13 protein-coding genes are annotated in these 26,959 nt (G+C 33.9%); all 13 read right to left on the bottom strand.

Features of this window, described 5'->3' with window-relative positions; translation table 11 throughout:
* Positions 1–2: 2 nt before the first annotated feature.
* The 13 genes from sprA to QLS31_RS01905 all read right to left on the bottom strand — a co-directional run bounded on the left by sprA (position 3) and on the right by QLS31_RS01905 (position 26,946).
* Complete coding sequence (sprA, locus tag QLS31_RS01965) at positions 3–7,151, bottom strand: cell surface protein SprA (RefSeq protein ID WP_282742204.1); 7,149 nt, start codon at positions 7,149–7,151, stop codon at positions 3–5.
* A 24-nt stretch (positions 7,152–7,175) separates the two neighbouring features.
* Positions 7,176–7,757 (bottom strand): Holliday junction branch migration protein RuvA, encoded by a 582-nt coding sequence (gene ruvA, locus QLS31_RS01960; protein WP_099714314.1) that lies wholly within the window; start codon positions 7,755–7,757, stop codon positions 7,176–7,178.
* A 95-nt stretch (positions 7,758–7,852) separates the two neighbouring features.
* Positions 7,853–10,141, bottom strand: coding sequence for an NADP-dependent malic enzyme (locus tag QLS31_RS01955; protein ID WP_099714313.1), 2,289 nt, complete (start codon positions 10,139–10,141; stop codon positions 7,853–7,855).
* A gap of 159 nt (positions 10,142–10,300) precedes the next feature.
* Entirely contained in the window at positions 10,301–10,726 is a 426-nt protein-coding gene (locus QLS31_RS01950; RefSeq protein ID WP_099714312.1) for a CBS domain-containing protein, read from the bottom strand.
* Positions 10,727–10,797: 71 nt separating this feature from the next.
* Complete coding sequence (locus QLS31_RS01945; RefSeq protein WP_282742202.1) at positions 10,798–12,663, bottom strand: trehalase family glycosidase; 1,866 nt, start codon at positions 12,661–12,663, stop codon at positions 10,798–10,800.
* A complete protein-coding gene (locus tag QLS31_RS01940) occupies positions 12,660–13,874 on the bottom strand; it encodes an MFS transporter (protein WP_282742200.1) in 1,215 nt (404 codons plus the stop codon). Before QLS31_RS01940 ends, QLS31_RS01945 begins: the two co-directional genes overlap by 4 nt.
* 89 nt (positions 13,875–13,963) lie before the next feature.
* A complete protein-coding gene (locus tag QLS31_RS01935) occupies positions 13,964–15,700 on the bottom strand; it encodes a glycosidase (RefSeq protein ID WP_282742198.1) in 1,737 nt (578 codons plus the stop codon).
* Positions 15,701–15,706: 6 nt separating this feature from the next.
* Positions 15,707–16,648: a PfkB family carbohydrate kinase gene (locus QLS31_RS01930; RefSeq protein WP_282742196.1), complete on the bottom strand. Its 942-nt coding sequence runs from the start codon at positions 16,646–16,648 to the stop codon at positions 15,707–15,709.
* Positions 16,641–17,945 carry an MFS transporter gene (locus QLS31_RS01925; protein ID WP_282742195.1) on the bottom strand — a complete coding sequence of 435 codons (1,305 nt, stop codon included), beginning with the start codon at positions 17,943–17,945 and terminating at the stop codon, positions 16,641–16,643. Before QLS31_RS01925 ends, QLS31_RS01930 begins: the two co-directional genes overlap by 8 nt.
* A 133-nt stretch (positions 17,946–18,078) precedes the next feature.
* Entirely contained in the window at positions 18,079–18,990 is a 912-nt protein-coding gene (locus QLS31_RS01920) for a hypothetical protein (protein WP_282742193.1), read from the bottom strand.
* A 29-nt stretch (positions 18,991–19,019) separates the two neighbouring features.
* On the bottom strand, positions 19,020–20,375 hold the full coding sequence (locus QLS31_RS01915; RefSeq protein ID WP_282742191.1) for a vanadium-dependent haloperoxidase: 1,356 nt from the start codon (positions 20,373–20,375) through the stop codon (positions 19,020–19,022).
* 15 nt (positions 20,376–20,390) lie between these two features.
* Positions 20,391–23,648: a VCBS repeat-containing protein gene (locus tag QLS31_RS01910; RefSeq protein WP_282742189.1), complete on the bottom strand. Its 3,258-nt coding sequence runs from the start codon at positions 23,646–23,648 to the stop codon at positions 20,391–20,393.
* Complete coding sequence (locus tag QLS31_RS01905; RefSeq protein ID WP_282742187.1) at positions 23,641–26,946, bottom strand: VCBS repeat-containing protein; 3,306 nt, start codon at positions 26,944–26,946, stop codon at positions 23,641–23,643. The genes QLS31_RS01910 and QLS31_RS01905 overlap by 8 nt, the downstream gene beginning before the upstream one ends.
* Between the last annotated feature and the right edge of the window lie 13 nt (positions 26,947–26,959).

Here is a 26,959-nt window from a genome sequence, read left to right as displayed (position 1 = left end):
AATTAATTCCCAAAATTATAACGAAGTGTGATTCCGGAACGAACATTTGTCAACGGAAAAGAAGTAGATATTACTGCTTTCGAAAAAGAGTGATCATAATAGAAAATAGCCGTCAGGTTTTTACTAAAAGCATAATCTGCTTTGACTGTCAAAGACCATATATTTTGTCCTCCAGCCAATTGATTGTTGTCATAATCCAAATATCTAACAATCGTTTGATTGTTTCTATAAGTCACATCTGCTTTTAAATTGATGTCACTTTTTATTATTCCTGTTGGATTATCTGCCAGTCTGGAAGAGAAAATTACGTCTTTGAAACGATAACCCAATCCTACCACATATTCTATTCCTTTAACTTCTGTCAACAAATTATTATCAAAACTCATGGATAATGCTCTGTCTTTTTTAATTTCGGCCAATACTTTTAAGGAACTTTTCAATTCAAAATCCATTCGCAACAACGGATTAAATTGTTCTACCAAGTTTATATTTGACATTATCGTTTGATTGAAAAAATTACCACTCGCATCCTTTCCTTCTGGATCTTTGTCGTATTCAAAATTTGATCTAAACGCATTTATCGTATAAGAAGCCCTGTAATTATGCTGCAAAGAGAAACGTTTGAAATTCTTTTTAAAGAGTCCATAACGCATCAAACCATTGTATTTTATCGACCAGTTTGGAATTGGGAAACTTCTAAAAATTCCAAGAGAAACATCCGAAGCATTTCCGCCTGAGTAAGCTGCTAAAAACGCAGGCAACAATACTGCCTGATTGTTTTTTCCATATCCTATCGGGAATCCATCTGGGTCCAAATTACCCGGATTAGTAATGTCAATTCCTCGTTGTGTAGCTAATCGATTGGCTACCGTAAGTCTGTTCATTCTAAAATCATCAAATGCAACCGATGAATTTTCATCACTAGCCGAAAACGACGTTTTTATCAACACCGTAGAAATTGAAAAAATACCTGTATCATATGGAGATCTAGGGTTATAAACCCCGTCAATAACATCATACTGTTCCGAAGAATTTTCAGAATAAGCGCGATCTAATGACAAATCAATTTTTAAATCCGGCAGCAAATCTACATTTGCGGTCGCTTTAAATAATTTATTGGTTACCTGAGAAAAATTTTGGTTAAAATCAGGATAGTTCGTTAACCAACCATTTTTGGCAGCTTCATATCTTACATCGTCTTGTGCTCCAAAAATAAATCCTAACGACGGTCTTGACGAACCTAAAAACCCTACACTTGGCGTATATCCAGGTAAAACCGTACCGCTGTTATAGGTATAATTCATTTGGATGTTTTTAATACTGGTTAAAACTCCAATAAAACCATCTACAAATTCATTGTTTTTTGGTACTTGATTAGCATTTGTATTTACTATTTTTTCACCTGGTTTTGGAGCGGTTGTTTTAGGTTTTGGAACTGTTTTATTTGCATTTTTTGTTAGCCCTAAATATTTATACAACATATCCATATTTAAAGTTGCATTCAAATTATTTGAACTCGCATTTTGAACCGTATTACCTAAATTATAACTGTTTCCATCAATTTCTATTTGAGACAATGCATTAGAAGTACGTTGCCAGCTATAGTCTCCAGTATAAGAATAATTAGCTTTGACAAAACTAAATAATGGAATTTTATTGATTGGAATTTCATAATTCACAACCAATTGCTGCATGTGCTGATTTGGATCTCCAATATCCCAATAACTATCCCAGATTGTAAAAGTTTCGATAGGTTCATTGTCTTCATTCAAATAATTTTTTACAATATTACTGGAAGAAGCCGTATAGTTTAATTTTAAAGATTTAGTCAAATTAAAATTAAATCCATATTGATAATTGAACGCGAAATTTCTTCGATACAAAGGATCTAACCCAATTCCTTCCACGTCTACCTGTCTAAATTGCTGACGGTTGTATTGTCTAATGATATTAGTATTAAACGATATATTAGAAGGCAAATAATTAAAATTGAAATCGCTTAACAATTTCCAATAATTACTTTTTTTCATGAATTTTGTCTTCTTGAAAGGCTCTACTGATTTTGGTTTAAAAGTATAGGCATAGTCCACCGATGTATTTACCTGCTGGTCTACATAATCTTCAATTTCAAAATCATGTCTTTCCACTTCATTAAATGACTGGGAAAAAGTAAAATTCTCCGGGTCGTATACACGCTGTTTTTGTTCTGGGCTTCGATCTTTTCTAACCCCAATGAAGTTTATACTTTTACGTTTTGTATAATCAATAGCTCTTTTTTCGATGTTGTCTTTTTCGTTCTGATCAGCTGTATTAGCAAGCAGTTGTTTTAGTTTGATATCTTGATTAAAAGGATCATATTCCGGAGTTATGGTCTCCTCGCCAATAGCATAATTGAAAGGCAGATTAATTTGCCATTTTGGAGGTAATAATTTACCCAGATTCACATTAGTCACAATACTATATTGTTCTGTATCCTCACGGTTTCTTTCGTTTGGTCCTTGTTCTAAAGTTCCAAAACCAATAGTACTCTTTTTACCTGAAGCAGAAACTGTAGCAAAATCAGCTAAATTTGTATCAACATTCAGTACAGCTGCCATCCCGCCTTGATTATCCATATCCGCTAAGCGCAGTTCATTAAACCAAACTTCTCCTTTGATATCATTTCGGGATTCGTTGTTTTTTAGACCAACCATCAGCGTTCGCACTAATCCAAAATTAGGATTCCCTTTTATACCCAATCGCAATCTATCACTTCCGTCACCTTCAGTATTTGCCGGATCATTATCCGGATAATAAATACCATCCAATGGTAATGTACTAGGATTAATACTCATTGCGAGAATTTTCAATTTTGTCAATAAAGCCAATGACAAATCAATCTCATTTTCTTCTGGCCAAACTTCCTCTGCGCTCAAAGGGGAACAATCTGTATTTGAAGCAGAAGTTGGACTCGTCACTTTTAAAGGAATTTCAATTTGATAGAAATTTTGAGTAAAGTCATTTCCAAAACGGATGAATCCAACCATTTGATTGTCTTGCAGCACAACTTCATTTGGTAATGATTCTGCGTGTAAAAACATTTTCAGTTTCTTGAATTGACGCATATCAATACTTACATTCTTAAAAACCGCTCTAGAATCTTCTGGCTCTAATCCGTTTCCAGATACTCTCAATGCTAACGACTGCTCATTTTGATTGATAACTGTATTGTTGTTGTATAATTGCTCCCTTTGCACTCCTGGAGGAACAATATAATTTATTGGACATCTCTCATTATTTTCTTGAACATTAACCGCTAAAACATCTAAATTAGTATCATCATCAGCAACATTAGTATCATTAAAATCAAGCGTATTGGTATAACGTCGCCATTCTCCTCGTACCAAATCCAACGCACCAAAACGAACGGTTACTTCTTCACTAAAACCTGTCATAAACATTCTCATGAAACGTATCGATCTAAAATCAGAAATATTTCCTATCGTGTTTTCGGGTTGTGAAACCGGTATTTTAAACTGCAGCCATCTCGCATCAGTAGTTGAGCCATCCGGTAAAGTCACTTGGGTATTTCTTATATCAGTAATATAATTTTCCCCTACATTCATGTTTGGCTGTACATTAATACTATATTCGTAATACGCATTAATTGTGTTCATGGTATTATCCCTGTTGATATCCTCTACATCAGGAACAGTTGTTGATCCTCTGTTTGGGTCACTAATATCAACCGCAGAGTTTCCATCAGTTCCGTTATACATTTTGTATCGGTCCAAAATCCCTCCGGAAGCATTCAAATAAAACGTATAATCATCTGCCGCCGGATCTAACTCTGAGGCAAAATTTGTATATACAAATCCTTCATTGCCATTAGCCAAACCATCCAAACCAATATCTTGATTCGTTCTGTTTGCTACATTAGTGTCAAAAGCATAAATTAGTGATTGTGAAGCCGGAACATCTCCCCATAAAGGCTGTGGATTTACCAATATCTGATCAGGCCCAAGTCCGTTTTCATATTGTTTTCTTCCATCTTTCAAAACATCTTCAGATATTTCACCTAAATTGAAATAAATTTTTCCCGTATTAGATTGTTGCACCTGACCGTTTCCTACATAAGGATCTAATACCCAAAACTGAATATATTCAACATTTCCTTGTTCGAAATTAGTCGAATTTAATGATCGCATAATTCCTCCAAAATTATCTCTTGGATTTGTAGACGAATTCAAACTGTTATTATACGGACCTCTATTAGAAGGATAATAACTTAAATCCAATGTATTTATAACCTGAGACTGTCCTTGTGCAATATCTGTCAAAGGATACAATTCCTCACTAAAAATTCTTCTGGTATTGTTGAAAGATAAATCTTGATTTGAAATTCCTGCTGGCTTTTGAGTATAAAAAATAGGATCAATAGAATACCAAGCTAGTTTGGCTCTTTTAAATCCATAACTCAAATCATTTGCATTCGCATTGAAATCATACGTGCTCATGGTATTTCTTTCCGGTGTTGATGACAGACTCCAAGCATACGGAGAACGCATATCAATAGTAGACTGTGAACCTTCAAAATCATCTACATAAATGGTAGACTCACCCTGAAACTGATCTGCTTTTGGAGTGTCAGGTTTCAAAAAAGCAATTTCTCCTCTTACAGAAAGATTAGATGGCACATCAGTATCTACATTTGGTAATTTATTAACCAATCGAGTCAAAAAAGGAACTTCGGTTGAAAAATTAGTATTGAAACCAAAAATAGTATTGTTAACTGATTCCTGACCAAAGCTTGATTTTTGAGTAAATGGTCTTTCTGTCATCTTAAGGAAAGTTCCCCCAATCAAGAAATTTTCTGAAATTTTATGTTCCACATTTACACCCATAAACCTTCTGGTTTGTAGACCAAAAACGGAATTATTTTCCAATGATACTTCGATAGGTGTATTAGAAGCCTGAAGTGACGGATCTAAAATTTGAACTCTTCCCAATTGATAATTTACACTATAATCAATTCCTTCAACTAAAACTCTACCTGCAGCAGTAACCACAACAGAACCTTGCGGCACATTTAAAGCACCAATAGGTATTCCGTCTCCACCGGAGGATTTATATTTTCCTCTTAATAAAAATTTATTTTTATCGCTGTCCTGTAAAGCTCCAGATTGTGTGTTTCGGTACATACTACGAAACACGTATTTCTTTTGATTTTCATTATAAGAACCGGTATTGTTATAACTTTCTACCCCAGTTGACAATTTCGAAAACAATAATTCTCCAAATGGTTCTTTGGTAGTAAAAATAATTCTTCCGTATTGGGCATCCATAGTTAAGCCGGGCATAAAATCAAAAAAACCATCACCTCCAGCTTGAGGATCATTGTTATAATTTAATTTATCCAAGTTAAATACTTTTAACAAAGGCGTTTCGGCAACTTCATTTTGAGGCAATGGATTCGGCGGAAAAGGACTTCCCGGAACTTCCGTAATATAATTTAAAGGAGATGGATCTGTGTAAAGAATATTAAATCTAAAATCTTCTTGTTTTACTTGATAAGCACCCGGAATCTGATAGATGTTTTTCATCATCAAGTTCCAAACAGGATTTTTAACATTGGTCAAATTACTTTTCAGCATTTTCAAAATCAAACTTTGAGAAATAATGGCTTGATTTGAAGGACTGTTTCCTGTAACTACTGTTGCATCAACTCCGTCATTACCAAATTCCCCCACTTGATACACTTGATCGCCAATTGTATATTGATAAGCAACTGCCAAAACCTCATCATTAGCCAATCTTTGTTGCAATGAGATATATCCTAATTGTGGGTTGTACGTATATTCATTTGGATTCAGCTTTCGAGCATTTTCTAATTTAGAATAATCCTGTCCTTCGCTTACAGTAACATTAAAACCTGAGTTTGAAGTTACAATTTCACGAATATTTGGATTCAATAAACCACCACCTGCTTTTATTAATTCAGGATTGTATGCATTGTTTTTATTATCTGTTGGAGTATCCGGTCCTGCAATAAAAAAAGGAGGACTGGAAGGAATAGGATCCAAAACAACTACTTCATTATCCGTCAGACCATTTAATTGTCCTTCCCCTAAATCCTGAAGTGCAATAATATTTCTGAGGTTATTGTTGGTAGCGACTACCCTATTTTGTTTGTTGGTTACCCAAATTTCAAGTCGGGTAATTTGAACCCTACTGTCTATAAATGGATAATTTACTAATGATTTATCGTATCTGTTTCTAAAGTATTGGGATAAGAAAAAGTGCCTGTCATTATCATAATCCAATGCAAACATGTCAAAATCTTGAATTGTCCCTCCGCCTTGAGCGATTAAACTTTTCGTTTGTGATTTTTGCTCAGAAAAGACTCCTGTAATAGTCGTTTTCCCAAATTGCAATTGTGTTTTTACACCAAATAAACTTTGCGCGCCTCGAATCAAAGAACTGTTCAAAGGCATACTCACATTTCCTACTTCAATTTTTTGGATAATATCGTCTTCTGAAGGCGCATATTCCAACTTCATTAAGTTTTGAAAAGCAAATGTTGATTGCGTATCGTAGTTAGCGTTTACATTAAGTCTTGTCCCCACTTTTCCCATCAAACTCATACTTATCCTTTGATCAAAATCAAAAGAAAGATTGGATCTGTTTCTAGGTGAAAAGGAAGGATTATCTTGTTTTGTATAACGCATTCCTAAATCCATTTCTATGGATCCGGTCGGTTTTACATCAATGGTATTACTTCCAAAAATAGACTCAAAAAGCCCTGATTTCACGTAATATCTTGGCAATAAATCTTTTTTAGCTTCTTCGCTGCCTTCTTTTTTTCCTTCAATAGCATCCACCTTTTTTTTGAAATAATCGCGCATGGATTCTTTCAAAACCAATTTTTCGTATTCCTTTGGTGTCAATATAATAGGATAATTGATAGAGAATCCATCAACAGAATTTGTGTAAATATACCTGTCTGTTATAGGGTCATAGGTGTAGGCTGAGAGAATACTCTTTGGGTTTTTCATCTGGACTTTTCCAATAGAAAATCCAGTTTTAACGGTATCCTGAGCTGCTTGATTTACTTGGGCTTGCGATGCAAAACCACAGAATAATACAAGCAAAAAAGTACAAATTTTATGCATACAACTCGTGTTACTTGAATACCTCTATAGGTTTTTTAAAGCTTTCTTGATGATTGATTCCACAGAAGCCTCTGGGTCTTCTTTGACAATCTTTTCTACCACTCTTTCTGAAGATTTTCGTAAAAACCCCAAAACTTCCAAAGCTGATAACGCCTCATCTCGATTTGTATTGCTTTGTGACATAGAAACTTCATCTAAATCATACAATTTTAATACTTTGTCTTTCAAATCCAGTATTACTCTTTGCGCTGTTTTGCTCCCTATCCCTTTTATAGATTGAATGGTTACCACATCACCAGATGCAATTGCATTCGTAATTTGTTTTGGGTCTAATGAAGAAAGCATTGTTCGTGCTATACTTGCCCCTATTCCGGAGACTGATAATAACATCTTGAAAATCTCTCTTTCTGACTTTTCCACAAAACCAAAAAGTGTATGCGCATCCTCTTTTATTTGAAGATGCGTATATACTTTTATAAAATCCGTATTTGGAAGCAAAGAATATGTATGTAAAGAAATATTTACATGATAACCAACTCCTCCACAATCAATAATTATATGCGTGGGCGATTTCTCTACTAATTTTCCTTGTAAATGTGCTATCATTAATTCTTAAATATAGCACCAAATATAATAAAATTAGCACATAATTTTATCATATTCATCAATTTAACTTCGCTTATAATTTATAGCTTATTAAACTAAATTAAATTTGCTTTTTTCTTTCCTTTTTCCTGCGCATCTATCACCGCAATTGCCGCCATGTTGACCATTTCCTCAACACTTGCACCTAATTGAAATATGTGAACTGGTTTTCCCATTCCTAACATGATAGGTCCTATTGAGTCTACTTTATTCAATTCTTTCAATAATTTATAGGTGATATTAGCTGATTCTAAATTAGGAAAAATCAAAGTGTTTACTTTCTTTCCTGCCAACTTAGAAAAAGGGAATTTTTCTTTTAACATTTCAGGATTCAATGCAAAATCTGCTTGAAGTTCTCCATCAATAATCATATCAGGATGATTTTTATGCAAATAAGCTACCGCTTCTCTAACTTTACCTGCACTTTCATTTGTTGATGATCCAAAATTAGAAAATGATATCATTGCAATTACTGGCTCAACACCAAACATTTTAGCCGTTTTTGCAGTCATAATAGCAATTTTAGCTAAATCATCCGCAGATGGATTAATGTTTATTGCGGTATCCGATAAAAACATTGGCCCACGAGCCGTCATCATCATATTTGTAGTAGCCACAATTGAGGCTCCATGCGCTTTTTCAATAAGCTGTAACATTGGTTTCACCACAGATGGGTAACTTCTGGAATGTCCTGTAACTAAAGCATCTGCTTCCCCTTCATTGACCATCATTGCTGCAAAATAGTTTCTTTCGCGCATTAATTTTTGTGCGTCCAAAAAGGAAATACCGCGTCTTTGCCTGGAAGACCAATAGGTATTTGCAAACTTATTTCTACGCGCTTCCTCTTCTTTAATTTTAGGATCTATAATTTGAACATCGGCATCAAAACCAATTTCTTCTTTTAATTCTAAAATAATTTCTTTGTTCCCTAATAAAATTGGAAAACCGATACCTTCTTCCAATACAATTTGAGCTGCTTTAAGAACATCTAAATGATCTGCTTCAGCAAAAACAATTTTCTTAGGATCCATCTTAGCTCTGTTTGTAATCAAACGAACCATTTTATTATCATTCCCTAAACGGTCTAATAATTCTTCTTCGTATTTTTTCCAATCCGTAATAGGATTCAATGCCACACCAGAGTCCATAGCAGCTTTTGCAACAGCAGGCGCAACAATAGTTATTAATCGCGGATCAAATGGTTTTGGGATAATATATTCTCTTCCAAAGTTTAATTTTGTAGCTCCGTAAGCAATATTTACTTGTTCAGGCACCGATTCTTTGGTCAATAAAGCCAATGCTTTAACGGCCGCCATTTTCATCGCTTCATTTATCTTGGTTGCACGAACATCTAATGCACCTCTAAAAATATAAGGAAACCCAAGAACGTTATTCACCTGATTAGGAAAATCAGAACGTCCTGTTGCCATAATAACATCTTTACGGGTTGCAATAGCCAGATTATAATCTATTTCCGGATCTGGATTTGCCATCGCAAAAACGATAGGATTATCAGCCATTCCAAGTAACATTTGCGGAGACATAATTCCTCCCGTAGAAAGACCTAAAAAGATATCTGCACCAACTAATGCTTCTTCAAGACTCATTGGTTTAATATCTTTGGCATATTTTTGTTGCAAAAGAGACAAAGAAGGATTGTCTTTTGTCAAAACTCCTTTACTGTTAAACATTAAAATATTCTCCACTTTTACTCCTAATAAAACGTACAAATCGGCACAAGCCAAAGCAGCAGAACCTGCTCCTGAAACGACCATTTTTACATCTTCTGCATTTTTATCTGCTAATTCTAATGCGTTCAACAATGCCGCCGATGATATGATGGCTGTACCGTGCTGATCATCGTGCATTACAGGAATATTCAACTCTTCGACCAATCGTCTTTCAATTTCGAAAGACTCTGGTGCTTTAATATCTTCCAGATTAATACCACCAAAAGTTGGCGCTATATTTTTAACCGTTTGAATGAATTCTTCAATATCTTTTGTTCCAATTTCGATGTCAAATACATCAATATCAGCAAAAATCTTAAACAACAATCCTTTCCCTTCCATTACTGGTTTTGATGCTTCGGGACCAATGTCACCCAATCCTAAAACTGCAGTTCCATTTGTGATTACGGCAACTAAATTTCCTTTTGCAGTATATTTATAAACGTTGTTTACATCTTTGGCAATTTCTAAACACGGCTCAGCTACACCAGGAGAATATGCCAAAGATAAATCTCTTTGTGTTGCATATTTCTTAGTGGGAACTACTTGAATTTTACCAGGAGTAGGCTTTGCGTGGTATAATAATGCTTCTCTTCTTTTGCTATTTTTGTCCATTGTTTTTAGATTTTATTCTAGCGTACAAAGATAGGGCTCTTGATTTAAAAAAAGAGGACTTTTCCCCCATTCTTTTGTATAAAAACAAGCGTATTTTGATTCCAAAAAAAAAGCTGCACTACCGGCAGCTTTTTATAATTATAACTTTTCTGATTCTTTTTATTGCGTAATATAAGAGTTTAAATGTTGAATGGTATCTTTTTGCATCTCGATTATAGCTTTTACAACGTCACTAATAGAGATAATCCCAATTACAATTTCATTTTCCAGAACTGGCAAATGTCGAACTCTTTTTGTACTCATCAATTCCATGCAGTACTCTAAATTATCCGATGGACTTACCGTAACTACATCTGTTTCCATGATTTCATGAACAAAGGCTTTCTTTGAAGATTTCGCTTTCAAAACAATTTTTCGAGCATAATCTCTTTCAGACAAAACCCCTTTGAGAACAGTATCTTCTATAATAAGAATTGCCCCGATGTTTTTTTCGCTCATCACTGTCAATGCTTCGTATACAGTGTTAGTGGAAAGTATGGAAAAAACTTCCTTTCCTTTAGTGCTTAAAATTTGATTAACCGTCATAATTGATTCATTTAGTGAATTATAAAGTTAAAAAAAATATACATTCAAATAACAAAAAATATTTTTTAGCACTAAAATATGTCATCAGGAGAAATCAGCCCTCCTAATTTCTCTTTTAATCCCGCATTCAAAATTTGCAATCCATATTGATAGGAAGCATTCACCCAGCCGAAACCTTCCTTTGCGATGTAATCAAATTCAGTTCCTACGTTACCATATTCAGCAAAAACTTTATGAGAACTGATTTCCAAATCAAATTTTTCCGGAATCGTTCCATTATAATCCACCGCATTTTTAGTAATTAACCACAACCATCGGTAGACCATTTCTTGTGCTTTATCCAAATAATTGTACTTAATCAATCCTTCCCATAACAACATTTGGTGCGGTGCCCAACCAAATGGATAATCCCATTGTCGTTGTGGCGCTTCTTTTGGAGCAGTAGCAATACTCGCCTTAGTACTTCCTGTAATTCCGCCTGTTCTCACAAATTGTGGCAAGGCTACCTCGACTAATTTTTTAGCCTGATTATCATCACACAACCCAGCCCACAAAGGAAAAAATGTTGTTGCAGCTTCAAATGGAAATTGCTCATGGTTCACAAAATCATAATCGAAATACATGCTTGCTTTTTCGTTCCAGCACAATTCATTCATTTTATCTTTGCGAAAAAGTGCTTTTTGCTCCCATTCTTCCGAAGTATGAGCTACACCATCAACTTGAAAACTATTCCCGAAATAAGTCGCAACTAGGTAAGCGACATCTTTTTCGTATTTATAAAGAAAACTGTTGACATCTACTGAATTCAAATTGGCACACGTATTAATGAGTCGGTTAGTCGTGTCGTGCCCACTTTCTCTCATGCTTCGGTCGTGAACAAAATAGACATCCAGTTCAGCATCAACAAGCGTTCTCTGCAAATATTGTTTTTCGAATTCTCGAATAGGTAAATTATATTTTTTAGCATACGGTTCTAAAACATCATCAAAATGTCCCGGTTCCACCTCAAACGGCATTCCAATTCCATCGGCTTTGTATCGATTTAAACCCGTTGGTGTCAATCGGTTTCCTTGAACCATCCAAACCGTGTTGTATTCTAAAATAACCGCTTCTAAATGGCTTCTTAACCAGTCTAAACTTGGTATTTTCTTTTTGGCAATTTCTATTAACAATGAGGAATACAAAGGAGGTTGCGTTCTTGTCAAATAATAACTCCTATTCGCATTCAGAATTTTTCCGTAATGTATAATTTGGTATTTAAAATTTTCAGCAATCGCAATTGCTTTGTCTAATTGATTATCAATTAATAAGCCTACACCTATGAAATAACTGTCCCAACCATACATTTCGTTGAATCTTCCGCCAGGAACCACAAAGGGAACGCCTTGCAGACTGTATATTTTTTGTTCCAAAGCCAAAGCCAGAATTCCCGGTTTTTCATTTAAAGTTTCCACATATTCCACCGAATAATTTTCTGGCAGAATTTCGACTTTAAAATTTGATAATTGTTTTTCCAATTCCTGAAAATAAGTAACTCCCTGTTTGTCTTTGGCAGAAACATAGAGCGTAGCTACATCACTGGAGGTCTTTTCGTCTTCAATAATTTGTGTCAATCCTTTTTTATCAATAGTCCGAGTCAGTTCCTCCCAATAATCATCTTTGATTTTTCTTGAAATTCGTTGTACTGGATTCTCTTGAATGCGACTCAAATCAACTTCACCCATTCCTGATTTTGTATCCTTAAGTTGTGCTAATTCCTGTAATAAATTTGACAAATGATACGTCCCGACAATCGCTTCCTCTTGTTTAGTGGTTTCGTCTATCAAAATAAATTTTTTAGGGCCATTGTCATCTTTAGTAATTTTTTTGTCCTTATCTGTATCCTCTTGAAGCAATAGTTCCTGGAATACTTTGTCTATGTTCAGTAAGAATTTCATTGTTTAGCAGTAAGTTTTTTTAAAATAAAGAAAGAAACAAGCAATAACGACATTGGTATTAAAGTATAATAAAAGGCGTTTTCCGGTCCTTCGTTTTTAAATAAATAACCAATAACCCTGGAGCCCAAAGTTCCACCAAGTGCAGAAAAAACTACAATTAAACCAGTCATCGAACTGTGCAGTTTTTTAGGCAAAGCACTTAAAACCACTGAATTTAAAAGCGGATAAATAGGCGCAATAAAAAGTCCTACCAATGGAAAAGCAAATCCTATCAAAGGGATATCGCCAAGCGAATTGATTTCTTTGACATCCAATCCAACCGTTTTAGGAAGTACAAAAACCACAATAAGCATAGCTGCTACAATACAAAAACTAAGTACCCAAATCCAATTGACTCTTTTAGTAATTACACCTGCTAAAAGACGTCCTACAGCTAATGAAATAGCCAAAATACTTGCCATCATAATGCTGATGTTCTCCGGTAGATGCAACACTTTACTATTAAAAGTAGGCAGCCAAGACATAATTCCCTGCTCAATCATTACAAATAGGAACGCACTGATTACAAAAACTATGGTTAATAGTTTTGCAAATAATTTGAACATTTGTTTGAAGTCATCGGCTAAATCTACGCCCGGAATTTCGGTTTGATTTTCGAATTTGGTAAAAAATAAAAACCCAAAAGAGACTAACGAAATCGCAGCCAATAACCAATATACATTCAACCAAGCATCTGGATTCGCATCTGAATTAAAAGCGGGAAACAAGAAATACGCTAATGCAATTCCTATCATAAACACACCTTCAATACTACTCATCAAACTATTGTGTTCCTGCTGATTCTCCGTTATTGTTCCAATAAGGGAATACACGGATACTTTTATCAATGCAAAAGAAACACCAACGGTAGCAAAAAGTAATTTTGCCGTTCCGAAAGAATTTCCAAAATACATACTAACGCAAGCCAGAGAAACCAAAGCCAAACCAATCAGCATGGCTCTCTTATATCCTATTCTTGGCAAAAATGAAGCGATTAAAAAGGAAACTATGGCGATGGGCAAATCCTTGAAAGCTTCCAGAACGCTGGCTTGCAATTCATCTACACCATAATTTTTTTGTGCCTTTAGTATCACAATTCCTACGCTGTTCAGCAGAATCGCAAATACAAAGTAATTGAGATACATAGCAATTTTAACCGTACTTTTTTTCATCTTTATTTCTTAATTAATTGTATAATTATTATTTTCAATCTCTTTAGACTTGACAATCTTTATTTTCATATTTTGGTAAGATATCAAAATCAAAAACTCATCGTACTTCTCAGTCCATTATCAGTATGCTCAATTGTAAATCCATTAGTTTGAAGATTTGCCTTTAGATGCGCAACTGTGGTACCATTTACCCATTTGATATCTATAATTTCATCCACAGTATCATTGATTTCTACTTGACCTAAAAATGCATTCGAAGTATTCCTTAACCTAATAATCTCTAGCTGTCTATTAACAACTCCTGTTTTCAACCCGCGCTCAATATCGGGTAATGTCAATGTGGTGCGATTAATTTCTTTATGTCCTGCACTACCACCATTATCAGCTGCTTCATAATTATTTTTACCGGCAAAAATATCTAAGTACCAAACCTGTGGAATACCAGGCATAAACATTTGAATTGCCCTTGCCAGAAGTAATTTTTGTTCATTTTCACCTAATGCACTAAAAAATGTAGCATTTATTTGATAATAAGAAATTTTATTCCCAGATGGATCGTAGAGATTTTTTACACGACCACCTCGTTCCATGATTTTATTCATGATACCCTCTATATCAACATCCTCTAACAATCCTTTATTATAAACACCATTTACCTCCTTGCCTTTCAAGTCCAAAACAGGTATTCCATCATGACAACCAAGCATATTTACTGTTTTATATCCTTTGGCAATAATTTCCTTAGCCCAACTTAATAAAGCTTTACTAGTTTTATTTTCGATAGTGTGTATCGTTAAACCAGGTAAGAAAAAATCATAGATATGATATCCTTCATTGGCGACCTCATCGTGTAAATGCAAACCATATTCTGCGTGTATTTCTGGCAATAACATCAAATTATTTTGTTCTGCTATTTTCTTAATACGCTCTAAATATTCCCAAGTTCCTGGTTTATTAAAAAAATTAGATTCCCCAACTTGTTTATGCAAATAGGCAAAAGCATCTAATCTAAGTATATTACAACCATAACTGCTTAATTTCTTTAGAGTCTCCTCATAAAATTCCCATACTAAAGGCGATTCACCATTGACATCCATTTGTCCTAAATAGGTGCGCTTTTGCTCAACAATTTGTAAAATTTCTGATTTAAAAGGAGTACAATCTTTAAAATCAACGGTTTTGAAATCTTGATTATCATTAATTGCGGTATTAACTGCAGTAACAATAAACTGACTTTTCTCTTCCGTTAAACCTTTTATATTTTGTAAATCAATTACAGCAATTGGATTGTAGGTAACTTGCTGATAAAAAGTATTCCAATAAGGCTGTTCGGTACCATCAGGGAACCGTACTTTCAAGATGGGCAAACCTAACTTTCTCATGAATAATTTATTGAGAAACTCTGGTTCTGGAATTACAATTCCATCTTCATTCATTACCCCGTTTCCCTCCCAGAATTCATTCCAATTTATAAAAAAATCTTTAAATTTTGATTTATTACCGTATTGTAGCATGTCTTTAAACTGAGGGGAAGCCACAGAAAGATGATTTAATACGATATCGAACTTCAATTTTATATTAAGCTCTTTTAAATCTAGCAAATCTTTTGTGTCAACTAAATCCTTATTAATATCATAATCGATAATAGAAAAGCCTCTATCTAAATCGCTATTGAAAAAAGTGGGCAAAACATACAACAAAGAAAAAACATCTTTGAATTCAGTCATTTTAAGCATGCCTACAGCGTCAGTTAATTTTTTTCCAATACTGTCTGGATAAATATTAAGCATAACGCCATTACTGATTTTTTTATTACTTTGTAGCATCGTATTTTATAAAAGTTTAGAGAGGATATTAATGTTATCCGGCAATCGTCCTACATTTTGCAATTTTAAAGCCGCTAGTTTTAAAGCGATGTCCAAACATTCATTAATTGATTTTTCCTTAATGTAAGCGAATAAAAATCCAGACCAAAAAGCATCACCTGCTCCTGTGGAGTCCATAACTTTGTCAATTTTTATTGCTGGCATTTCTATAACATCTTTTCCTTTTTGAGATAATTTAACACCTTTACTCCCTAATGTCAAACAAACAGTATCTACTCCTTGGTGGTGAAAAAACTCAAATATCTCTTCATGTGGAAGCTCCTTCTCAAAAAGACGCAGCATATCGTCCTCACTAATTTTTATTAATGGATTGAACTTACAATAGGCATTAATTACTTTAAAAGCCTTCTTTTTACTTTTCCATAGCTTTCTTGCATAGTTAACATCAATACTAAGCTTACATCCTAAATCATATGCCTCCTGTGCTTTCTTTAAGATTGTTTTTTGCGCAGGATTTTTACTTAATGCAAAACAAGTGGTATGAAATATCTTAGTATTGGATAATATTTCCTTTGAAATTTGTTTTTCATAAATACAACAATCTGCTGAACGATACGGAATGAAATCTGGCGTTCCCTGAGACCTTGAAACAAAAATCACACTCGTGGATTTATTATCAAGGACGTTGAGGTGGTTTGTATTCACCCCAACACTTGCTAATCGTTCCGAAATGTAGGAACCAAAACCATCATTCCCTACAGTAGCAACCATTATAGTATTTAATCCTAATCGCGTTGAATTCATAGCAACATTAGTCGGTGAGCCGCCCAAATACCTATGATAATCTCTAGTATCATTAATAAGAACATCTTCTTGATGACCAATAAAATCTACAAGTACTTCACCAACACAAAGGATATCTATTTTATTATTTATTGTATTATTCACTTAACTTTGTTTTTTTTGTTTTAATTAATAATGTGCAGAGAGCAGCAATCAGTAACAATACTCCAGCAAAACTGATGGCTTGACGCGGATCGTTATCTAAAAAATTCTTTAAAATGTAACCAAATGATAGGTTTTGGATAATCATTGGAATAACAATCATCATATTAATAATTCCCATATAAACTCCATATCTTTCCTTTGGAACAACAGCAACAACCATCAAATACGGGATGCCCATCATGCTTGCCCAAGCAATTCCGTAACCGATAATCACCGCAAAAAACACATATTGATTTTGTACCATTGGAAACCACAAAAAAGAAATGGCCCCTAATAAAAGACATACAAAATGAATCATTTTAGCACCGTGTTTTTTGGCTAATTTTGCCAAATAAAAAGCAATTGAAAACGTAACTATAAATCCAAAAGCACCAATTAATCCGTTCCACTCAACGGCTTTTTCATAGCCCATTACGTTCTTTGGAGTTACGTTCCATACGGACAATGCAATACTTTTTGAATTGTTTTGCCAATAACACATCATGGCATACCACTGAAACAAATAAACCAAAAATAGTTGCCACATCACTGTTGGCATTTCTAAAACTGCTTTATAAATATCGATGAAAGGAGAAAAAATCTGTAATGGTTCAGCTTTTAAAATTGCTATTTCTTCTGCAGTTGGTGGGATTTCTTTAGTTTTACTCATACTCCACCAAATGGAAGTTACAGAAAGTACCGCTCCTAGAAAGAAGGAGGCATAAATCCAAGTAGGTAACGATCCTGTGTAGCCAACAAAAACAATTGGAAATAGAAATAGAGAAATATAAGCTAAAAACTGTCCGAAACCAGTAAAGAAACTCTGTGCCTGAAAACCTGTTGGTTGTTGTTCTTCATCCAGCGTATCTGCAATAAATGCGCGATACGGCTCCATAGCAGTATTATTTCCTATATCTAAAATCCAAAGCAAGCCAGCAGCCATCCATAATGAGCTACTAAAAGGAAATAGAAATAAGGCGATACTACATATTATGGCACCAATAAAAAAGTATGGTTTGCGCCTTCCCCATCTTGGGTGCCACGTTTTATCACTCATCGCACCAATTATCGGTTGAATCAATAAGCCAGTTAAAGGTCCTGCCAGATTTAGTATTGGAATTTGATCTGGACTTGCATGTAAAAAATCATATATAGGATTTACGGCACTTTGTTGCAAGCCAAAGCTGTATTGAATACCAAAAAAACCAACATTCATATTGATTATTTGCCAAAAGCTCAATTTTACTTTTAAATTCATTTTAGGTGATTAATTTGTTAATTTTTTCTAAAATTAATTTTAAAATCGCCAATTAAAAACAGAATAAAAACAAAAACGTTTTCGGAAGACCCGAAAACGTTTTCGGTAATTTAAATCACCTAAAAAAACTTCTTTATTTTGAAGTAAAAGGAATAATTATTTTAGTTTCCCATTGTAACTCTTCTCCTCCATTAAAGGGATTCGACAAGAAATGTTCTAAAACTTTATTTTCCAATTTAAGATTGTGCTTTTTGGCATGATCCATCAAGGCAAACCAAGCTCTGTCTGAAGTCCTAAAATTTCCGTAATAAGTGGCCTTCAATCCTTTGACAGCAGGTAAGGTTTTGAATTTTACAACTTCATTTTCAATGATTTTGGTGTTTTTATCAATTGGGAAGCAATAATTAAAATCGATTGTCTCATTATCAAGATTCCAATTTGTAATCTCCAAATACGGTTTCCCAATTATTTCTATTTGGTTCTCAAATAAAAACCCCGTAATACTCGCATCATTAGCAATCATATTTTGTGCTTTTTCCTGTAAAACACTTTTCAAACTAATGTAGGCAACAAATGTTTCTTCAGAAAAACCTTCTCCGTCAATTCTTACTTTAAAATTTTTCAAATGATCGCTCAATCCTTTCTTAAAATCAGTTATTTTTCTGATTTGTTCCTGTTTGAACTTCGTATTAAAAAATGGTGCCCTTAGTTTATTATACAAGCTATGATTCAAGTCCTTGATACCAACATTGATTTTTGTCACCGAATCATTTATATACGTAATGTCCCAGGTGTATTCCATTTGGACATCATCTTTTTTCATTTCTTGCTTGATGAAATCAAAATTTTTCTTTTCTAAAATAGTATAAGTTTCATTTTGTTTTTTAGATTGAGTTTTTGACCATTCCATAATTCCTTGAGAAATGGTTCCTGTCGCCGCATTGACTTTAAAAGTAATGGTATAATCCGATTGCTTTAACAAAAAATACCATCCTAAAAAAGAAAGTAAAACAACAACTAGCAACCCTTTTATTATATTATTCATTATATAAATTTTATTTTTTATTTATTTATTTATTTTTTAAAAAATTTGATCCTACCATTGATATAGATCCCTAGGTTTGTACCCTGTACCACACCGTTTTCGATTGCGGCTCTATAATGAATCCCTCCATACAACCTGCTGATTGAAGCTTCTGCTGCTGCTTGTTTGAATGATTTAAAACTTCTTTTGGGCAAACCAAAAGGGATTTCAGAATCATCAACATAACTAAAATTATCCCCGAAAATTGAGGTTAAAAGGACCGATGAACAGGCAGAAACAACAGAATGTCCACTGGTGTATTCAGGGAAAGGAGGCGTTTGCAATTGAGGTCTCCAATTTTCATCAATGTTTTGATTGATATAGGTTTCTGGTCTAACTACATTAGTGCTAAATTTTCCATCCCAGCAACTGATAAAACTTTCAAAAATTCCAATTGATGTTTTAGTATGGGTAAAAACAGCCGTTTTAAAATCAGCATTGGATTTTTTAAGTGCAATTTTAGCAATATTAATCCAATGGGCATCCGGGGTATTTTTCTTCTTTGCAAACATCATGTGCCCTTGTGTTACTGTTGCATACGGATTACAGTCCCAAAAACTAGCAATAGCAGATTCTTCCGGAACTTTATTACTTTTGGATTTCTCAACTTCAATTAATTTTTTAGAAATCATATTTCCTACATCATACGTTTCTTTAGCCTCTTTATAAAAAGTGGAATTTTTATCTGTAGAAAATGGATAAGGAGCTTTTGGTTTAAATTGAGATGCCGAATCCATAACCAAAGTTCTTATTTCTCCCCAATGCGGTTCAACACCATCCATATATGCAGGAGGTGTCGGCTGCCATCTTCCAGGCTGATCAGCATGAACAGAAAATTTTGAAAAGGTTCGAGTTTGCTTATAATTGTCTTTCCCCATCCATTTTTTGATTCGATCCGCTACTTTTAAGCCATAATCTTTTGATACAAGGAATTCCTCAGCATTCTCATCTTCCCATTTTTCGTATAAACTGTCTCTATATTTCCCTAGCGCTTCTTCAGAAAAAATCAATTGTTTACTCACCTCTAAATGGGCAATGAGTGAAGCTAAATTTTTATTAACGCCACTTTTTGGATCTAGTTCTGGGATAGAATCTAACCCCTTTAATTGCCCTTGTAAACTTTGAAATTTAGTGCTGTTTTGAGCCATAATTTCATACGCTGCAATATTTGGATAGACATAAATTCTACTGGCTACGGGAGGAGAGAAAATATCATGAACCATAATACCTGTTACCGTATCAACCACTGAACAATAATCATTGGTAGTGATAACAATGGCTTTATCTTTTTTGCAAGACACAAAAAGAAGTACCGTAATTCCTAAAAGATAAATTTTAGATTTCATTTTATTTTGATAGTTTTAATTCTTATGCATCGGGAGTTCATAGACTTCCGCTTTTTTATTATTTATGGTTACCAATAAATATTTTTTTCCGTTAAACGGAATAATATCTAAGTGGCGTACTGCTTTTTGTGTCAAATCAATTCCGATTTGATTTCCTAAATAAATCGTTTTCTCATTTTTAATTAATGCTCCCGAGAAGCCATCAAATCGGCTATGGTATGGAGTAACCCCGAAATAATTTCCGGCAGCAAAAACATCCTCTTGGCCATCACCATCAAAATCAGCTTTTACAAAACTTGTAATTGGGGTTACTTGCATTTTATTCGAAAAAGGAACAAACGTAAATTTGCCTTTGTCATTTCTCAAATAGCCCGATTTTAAATTGTGTACTTCGTATAATTTTGCTTTTTCGAGCATTTTGGGATCAAAAACCTCCTCAAGTGTTTTTCCGGCAAAGGATTTATAGCTGGTAAACTTCTTTTTTACCATACCGCTAAATTCTTCTGCTAATTCATCTAAACCCATTGTGGTATAGTATTTTCCTTTTTTCTCGACAGCAACAATTGTTTCAAAAGTGTCATTGGTATCAAAATCATCATAATACATTTTCATAGGAAATTCTGGAGAGGCTTTGAATTTTGAATTCATTCCCCAATTGCCTACTAAATAATCCTGATCTCCATCATGATCAATATCAAAAGCACAAATAGACTGCCATAAACCATTTTGATTTCCTGACAAAAGACTTTCTGTAACCTCCTTAAAACTCCCTTTTTTATTGGCAAAAAATTTAGGTTTCATCCATTCCCCCACCACAATCAAATCAAGGTTTCCGTCCTTATTGAAATCCGTAACTACTGCATCTGTTACCATTCCAATTTCTTGAAAAATTTTATTTTGAACTATCGAAAAAACGCCTTTATTATTATTTAACAAATAACAATCTGGCATTCGTCCAAAACTATTATACTTAGAATTATTTCCGATAAATAAATCCAAATCGCCGTCTTTATCATAATCAATTGTTTTAATAACGGAAGCATTCATTGCCTTAGTGTCAGGAAAAGCACTTTTAACCAGTGCATTCCCTAAATACAATCTATGAATTAAATCAGCAGCATATTGTCCGCTTCCGGATGCGACTACCAAATCATTTTGTTTATCTCCATTAAAATCTCCAATCACTGCCGATGCATCTTCATAAATAGAATCTAAGTAAATTGAATTGAATGCTTTTTTTGAAAATCCCTTCCCATTTTGAAGGTAAATGGCGGCTAATTTTCCTTGTGAACCTCCAAAGAAAACATCTTCTTTACCATCATTATTCAAGTCTCCAACAACAGTTGCGGGTCCTCGATCAGAACGTTGATACGGCATTAATTTTTGAGCTGTAAAACCAACAAAATCATTTTCCTGATGTGTAAAATCGATTCCTAAATTGGTTTCTGATTTTTTGAAAACAGGCAAAATCGCTGGATGTAATTTTGCATAATTAAATGCTTTACGACCTGGCTTAGCTTGAATGGTAAGCGTTTGATTTGTTTTTACATTTTTCAGGGTTTGAACTGTTTTATCGGGCCAAATTACCTGAATAGAATCGACTTGCTTTATTTTTCCGTAACCAAAATGAATTATAGGTTCTGAACTCGATTGAAAACCACGAGTCGTTTGAATTTCTTTAAATTGTTTTTTACCTTTTACATACGAAATCACTTTACTTCCTATTCCGAAGGTATTCTTACCTCCAAAACGCAATTTCAATTTTAAATAATTGGCTTTAATATCCGTCTTATTAATATAAATAGAAGCCACACTATTCAAATTATTGGTTACAATATCTAAATCACCATCATTATCTAAATCGGCATAAGCACCTCCATTTGAAATAATGGAATCGTTCTCTATCCATTGATTCGATTTATTTTTAAATTGTAAATCTTTACCTCCTTGAAATATGTAATTCGTTACATTGCCTTTGGGCATTTTTTTCAATGCTTGTTTATCCAATAACTTTGTGGTGTTGAGTTTGGTTTTTATATTGTCATTTGAAAAATACTTTATGTAATCCAAATCATTTGGACGTTTTGGAATACCATTGCAAATAAAAATATCTTCTTCCCCATCTTGATCATAATCCGCAAATAATGAGCTCCAACTCCAGTCTGATGCCGCTACCCCGCTCAACAAAGCGGTTTCTGTAAAGTGCTTTCCGCCCTGATTGATTTGCAACATATTTCTGGTATACTGATAATGATACCCTAATTTTTCTGTTCTAACCTTCAACATTTGAGGATTGTCATCACCCGCTGAAGATTTCAAGGCTTTTTCATCTTCGGGTAACATATCCAAAGTCATTATGTCCGGAAAACCATCGTGATTGATATCAGCCACATCAACTCCCATCGAGAATCTACTGGTATGACCAAAATAATTCTTCATACTTTCTGTAAATGTACCATCGCCATTATTCAAGTAATAATAATCATCTTCATGAAAATCGTTACAAACATAAATGTCTGGATTTCCATCCAAATTAAAATCAGAAATCGCAATTCCTAAACCATATCCATTAGCACCACCAAAAATTCCTGCTTGCTCGCTTACATCAACAAATTTACCATTGTCATTTCTGAATAGTTTATCGCCACTTTCATAATTTCTATTATTTCGAATATCCGCTTTACCATAAGAGGCTTCTGAATGAATTGCATGATTTAATAAATACATGTCTAAATCACCATCATTATCATAATCTAAAAAAGCTGCCGAAGAACTATAATTATCAAGATCTAATCCGTATTCTGCAGCACTTTCAGTAAAGGTATTATCCTTGTTATTAATAAATAATTCATTATGACCTTCAAATCCATTGATTCCTACCACCGCACAAACATAGATGTCTAAGTATCCATCTCCATTGACATCGGCCATAATAGCACCCGTTTTCCAGTCACTTTCTCCTTCTGTTCCTGCTTTTACAGAAATGTCATCAAATTTACTGCCGCCTTTATTGAGGTATAACTTATTTTTTCCTTGATTGGACGTAAAATAAATATCTACTAAACCATCATTATTAATATCTCCAAGAGCTACCCCACCTCCATTGTAATAATAGAGATAATCTAAAATGGAAATATTCCTTGATTCGTCTAGTTGATTATTAAACTTTACATTGCTATCATCCGGTGATAGTTTTTCAAATAAATTTTTTTCTTTCTTTGAACAACTAATAAATAGCAATGACGCTAGACCTATTTTTAAAAAATTATTCATTGCTTGTAAATAGTTTTGGAGTATTATTATTAAGTATAGCCAAAATAGCTACTGTATTATTTTTGTTTTTAACTGTTTTGATCTTTTGCACTTCCCCAGTCAAAAAGAAACCGGAATTAGCATAAGGAAGCCAAGAAAAATTGCCTTTTTTGTCTCCTAACAAAACACTTCCATGATTGGCATCTAATCTTCCAAATTGCGGTTTGAATTCATATTGATTTCCTCCAAGAATGATGTCTAAAATCCCGTCATTGTTTACATCCAAAACACAACTGGTGTTTACCGAAGAAAATTGCACTTCTTTAGGTAATAGTTGCATTTCAAACTGACCATTCCCTTTATTTATAGCCACAACAGTTTCCTGAATCACGGCCGTTCTTTGTAATGAATTGCCAACAACATCTTGAGCAAATATTTCTTGAACTGATTTTTTTGCATAATCCGCATAGCTTAAATTTTTCTTTTTAATGGACGGAATCTGTTTTGCCAATTCTTGTTTTAAATTAATTGGCACATCCTTACCTTCAATAGAACGTGTAGTAACTTGTTCAATGGTTCCATTACTATCAAAATCATTAGTAAACAATTTCATAGGATTTTTAACAGAAGCTATATACGTTGTATTGGTTCCTTTGTTGCCAAGAATGAAATCTTTTTTACCGTCATTGTTCAAATCAACACAGTTTACCGAGTTCCAAAAACCCGAATAACTGGTCAAACTTGATTTAAAAACAGCCAAACGTCTTCCGGTATTTTTAAAGATCTGTGGAGCCATCCAATCGCCTACTACAATCAAATCTTTCCTAGAGTCATTATCAATGTCTTCCCAAACCGCATCAGTAATCATTCCGGTTGAATTGAGTTTAAAGGCTTTTTTATCGATGATATTTGTGAAATTTCCTTTTCCGTCATTTTCTAACAGTAAATGTTTTGGATCAATTCCATATACTCCTGGAACGCTTCTACTACCCACAAAAACATCTACATCGCCATCATTATCAAAATCATAAGACGAAATAACCGATACATTATTATTAGTAGATGGAATACTAGTTTTACTTTTTGTCAAAATTCCTTTCCCATTATTCAAATACAAACGATTTTTATAATTGGCTTGGTCTGATTTTTCATTTCCTCCTGAACCTACAAATAAATCTAGGTCACCATCTTTATCCGCATCAAAAAAGTTAGCTGCTGTATCTTCAAAACCAGCATCTGCTTCCAATTCTTTTTGAACTGTGATGCCAAAGCTATTAGTTCCTTTATTCAGATATATTTTTCCTGCTTGTCCTTTTGCACCACCAATAAACACATCATCATTTCCATCACCATTAATATCTCCCACCGCAAGCGAAGGCCCTTCTTGAGAAAGCATTTTAGAAATTAATCCTTCATAATCAAAATCAATGTAGTCATTTTCTTTATGGGTAAAGAAGTTAGATTTCACCTCTTTAAGCATAGGTTTTGGCTGTATTTTCCTAAAAACATAATACTTCTTTGCATCACTAATTGATAAATTGATAGTGGAATTAAGAGTAACTTTCTTTATCGTTTGCGATTTCCCATTTGGCCAAATTACCTGTAAGGAATCTATTTTTTTATTTCCAAGACCAAAGGTCATCACATAATCTATAGAGGATTGAAAACCTCTTGAAGGAATTAACTCTTGTCTTATAATTTCCTTTCCTGAATACAATTCAACTACACTACCGATAGCAAATTTATTTTGAATATCACCTTTCAGTTTTACTTTGACAAAGTGATTTGCTTTGTTTTTCTCCGAATTATTTCTGTAAACAAAGGATTCCATATTAACGTTATTCACTACTAAATCTAAATCCCCATCATTGTCTAAATCTCCATAAGCAGCACCATTAGAGAAACTCGGTGTATCCAAACCCCAATTTTTTGCTTCGTTAGTAAATGTTAGATTTGTATTATTTTTAAAAGCATAATTTGAGATAGGCGTACTTGGCATCTTAGCAATAATGGTTTCAATTTCTTCTTTTTTACCAGTAACTACCATTTTTTGTAAAAATTCATTGGCGAAAAAGTCCATAAAATCCTGATTAGTCAAGTCATGATAAATACCGTTACAAACGTAAATATCTTTATAGCCATCATTATCCATATCAAACAACAAGGCTCCCCAACTCCAATCTGTTTTAGCCACTCCTGCAAAATTAGCTACTTCAACAAATTTATTATTATCATCATTAATCTGTAAAGCATTAGCCATATATTGATTAAAGAAATCAAGATTCAATTTTCTGGTCAATAAATCATAGTTATCAAAAGTAGTTGTAGTTTTTAAACGTACATCACCTTCCGGTAACATATCAGTGGTAAAAACATCCGATTTACCATCATTATTAACATCCGCTAAATCCGCCCCCATAGAAGATTGGCTTATGTGAGTTGCCCAACCTTGAATTTGTTCTGAAAAGGTACCGTTTTTATTATTTATATATAAGTAATCTCTTTCGTAGAAATCGTTAGAAATATAAATATCCGGATATAGATCACCGTTGACATCACCAACAGTCACTCCTAAACCAAACCCAATTAAACTACTAAAAATTCCTGCTGACTCGCTAACATCAACAAATTTACCATTATCATTACGCATCAGTTTATCACCACCACCTTTTAAAATATCAGCAACATCCCAGTCTTTATCACGCAATTCTCTTTTATTAGAATAATTTAAGGTCCCCACCGGTATAAAGCTGTTATTTAAAATATAACAATCTAAATCCCCATCCTTGTCATAGTCAAAAAAGGCCGCATGGGTTGTAATTCCGGTATCGGCGAGATTGTATTCAGCCGCTTTTTCAGTAAAACCAAGATTTCCGTTATTGATATATAACTGACTTTTTCTTATGGCATCAATATTACTTCCTGCATCACAAACATAAATATCGAGTAAACCATCCCCATTGATATCTACCATAACAACACCTGTAGACCATGCTTTCTTGCCTTCAATTCCAGATTTTTTTGAAATATCTTCAAATTTAAGATCGCCTTTATTCAAATATAACTTATTAGTGCCTTGATTGGAAGTAAAAAAGACATCAGCCAAACCATCATTATTGATATCACCAATCGCTACACCGCCACCATTATAAAAGTTACGGTACTTGAAGATATTCATATTCTTGCCGTTTTTTACCTCATTTTGAAAATCAATACCGGTTGCAGAAGCATCTAATTTGGTAAACAGGGTATCCGAATTTCCTTTTGAACAACTTACAAAAATTATAATTAGAAAAAAAAGCACAATACGTTTCAACATCTTAAAAATGAAT

The organism is Flavobacterium sp. XS2P24 (genome assembly GCF_030010285.1).
Classification (GTDB): domain Bacteria; phylum Bacteroidota; class Bacteroidia; order Flavobacteriales; family Flavobacteriaceae; genus Flavobacterium; species Flavobacterium algoritolerans.
Note: the sequence above shows the minus strand (reverse complement) of the source record. Positions and strands in the feature narration are given on the sequence as shown.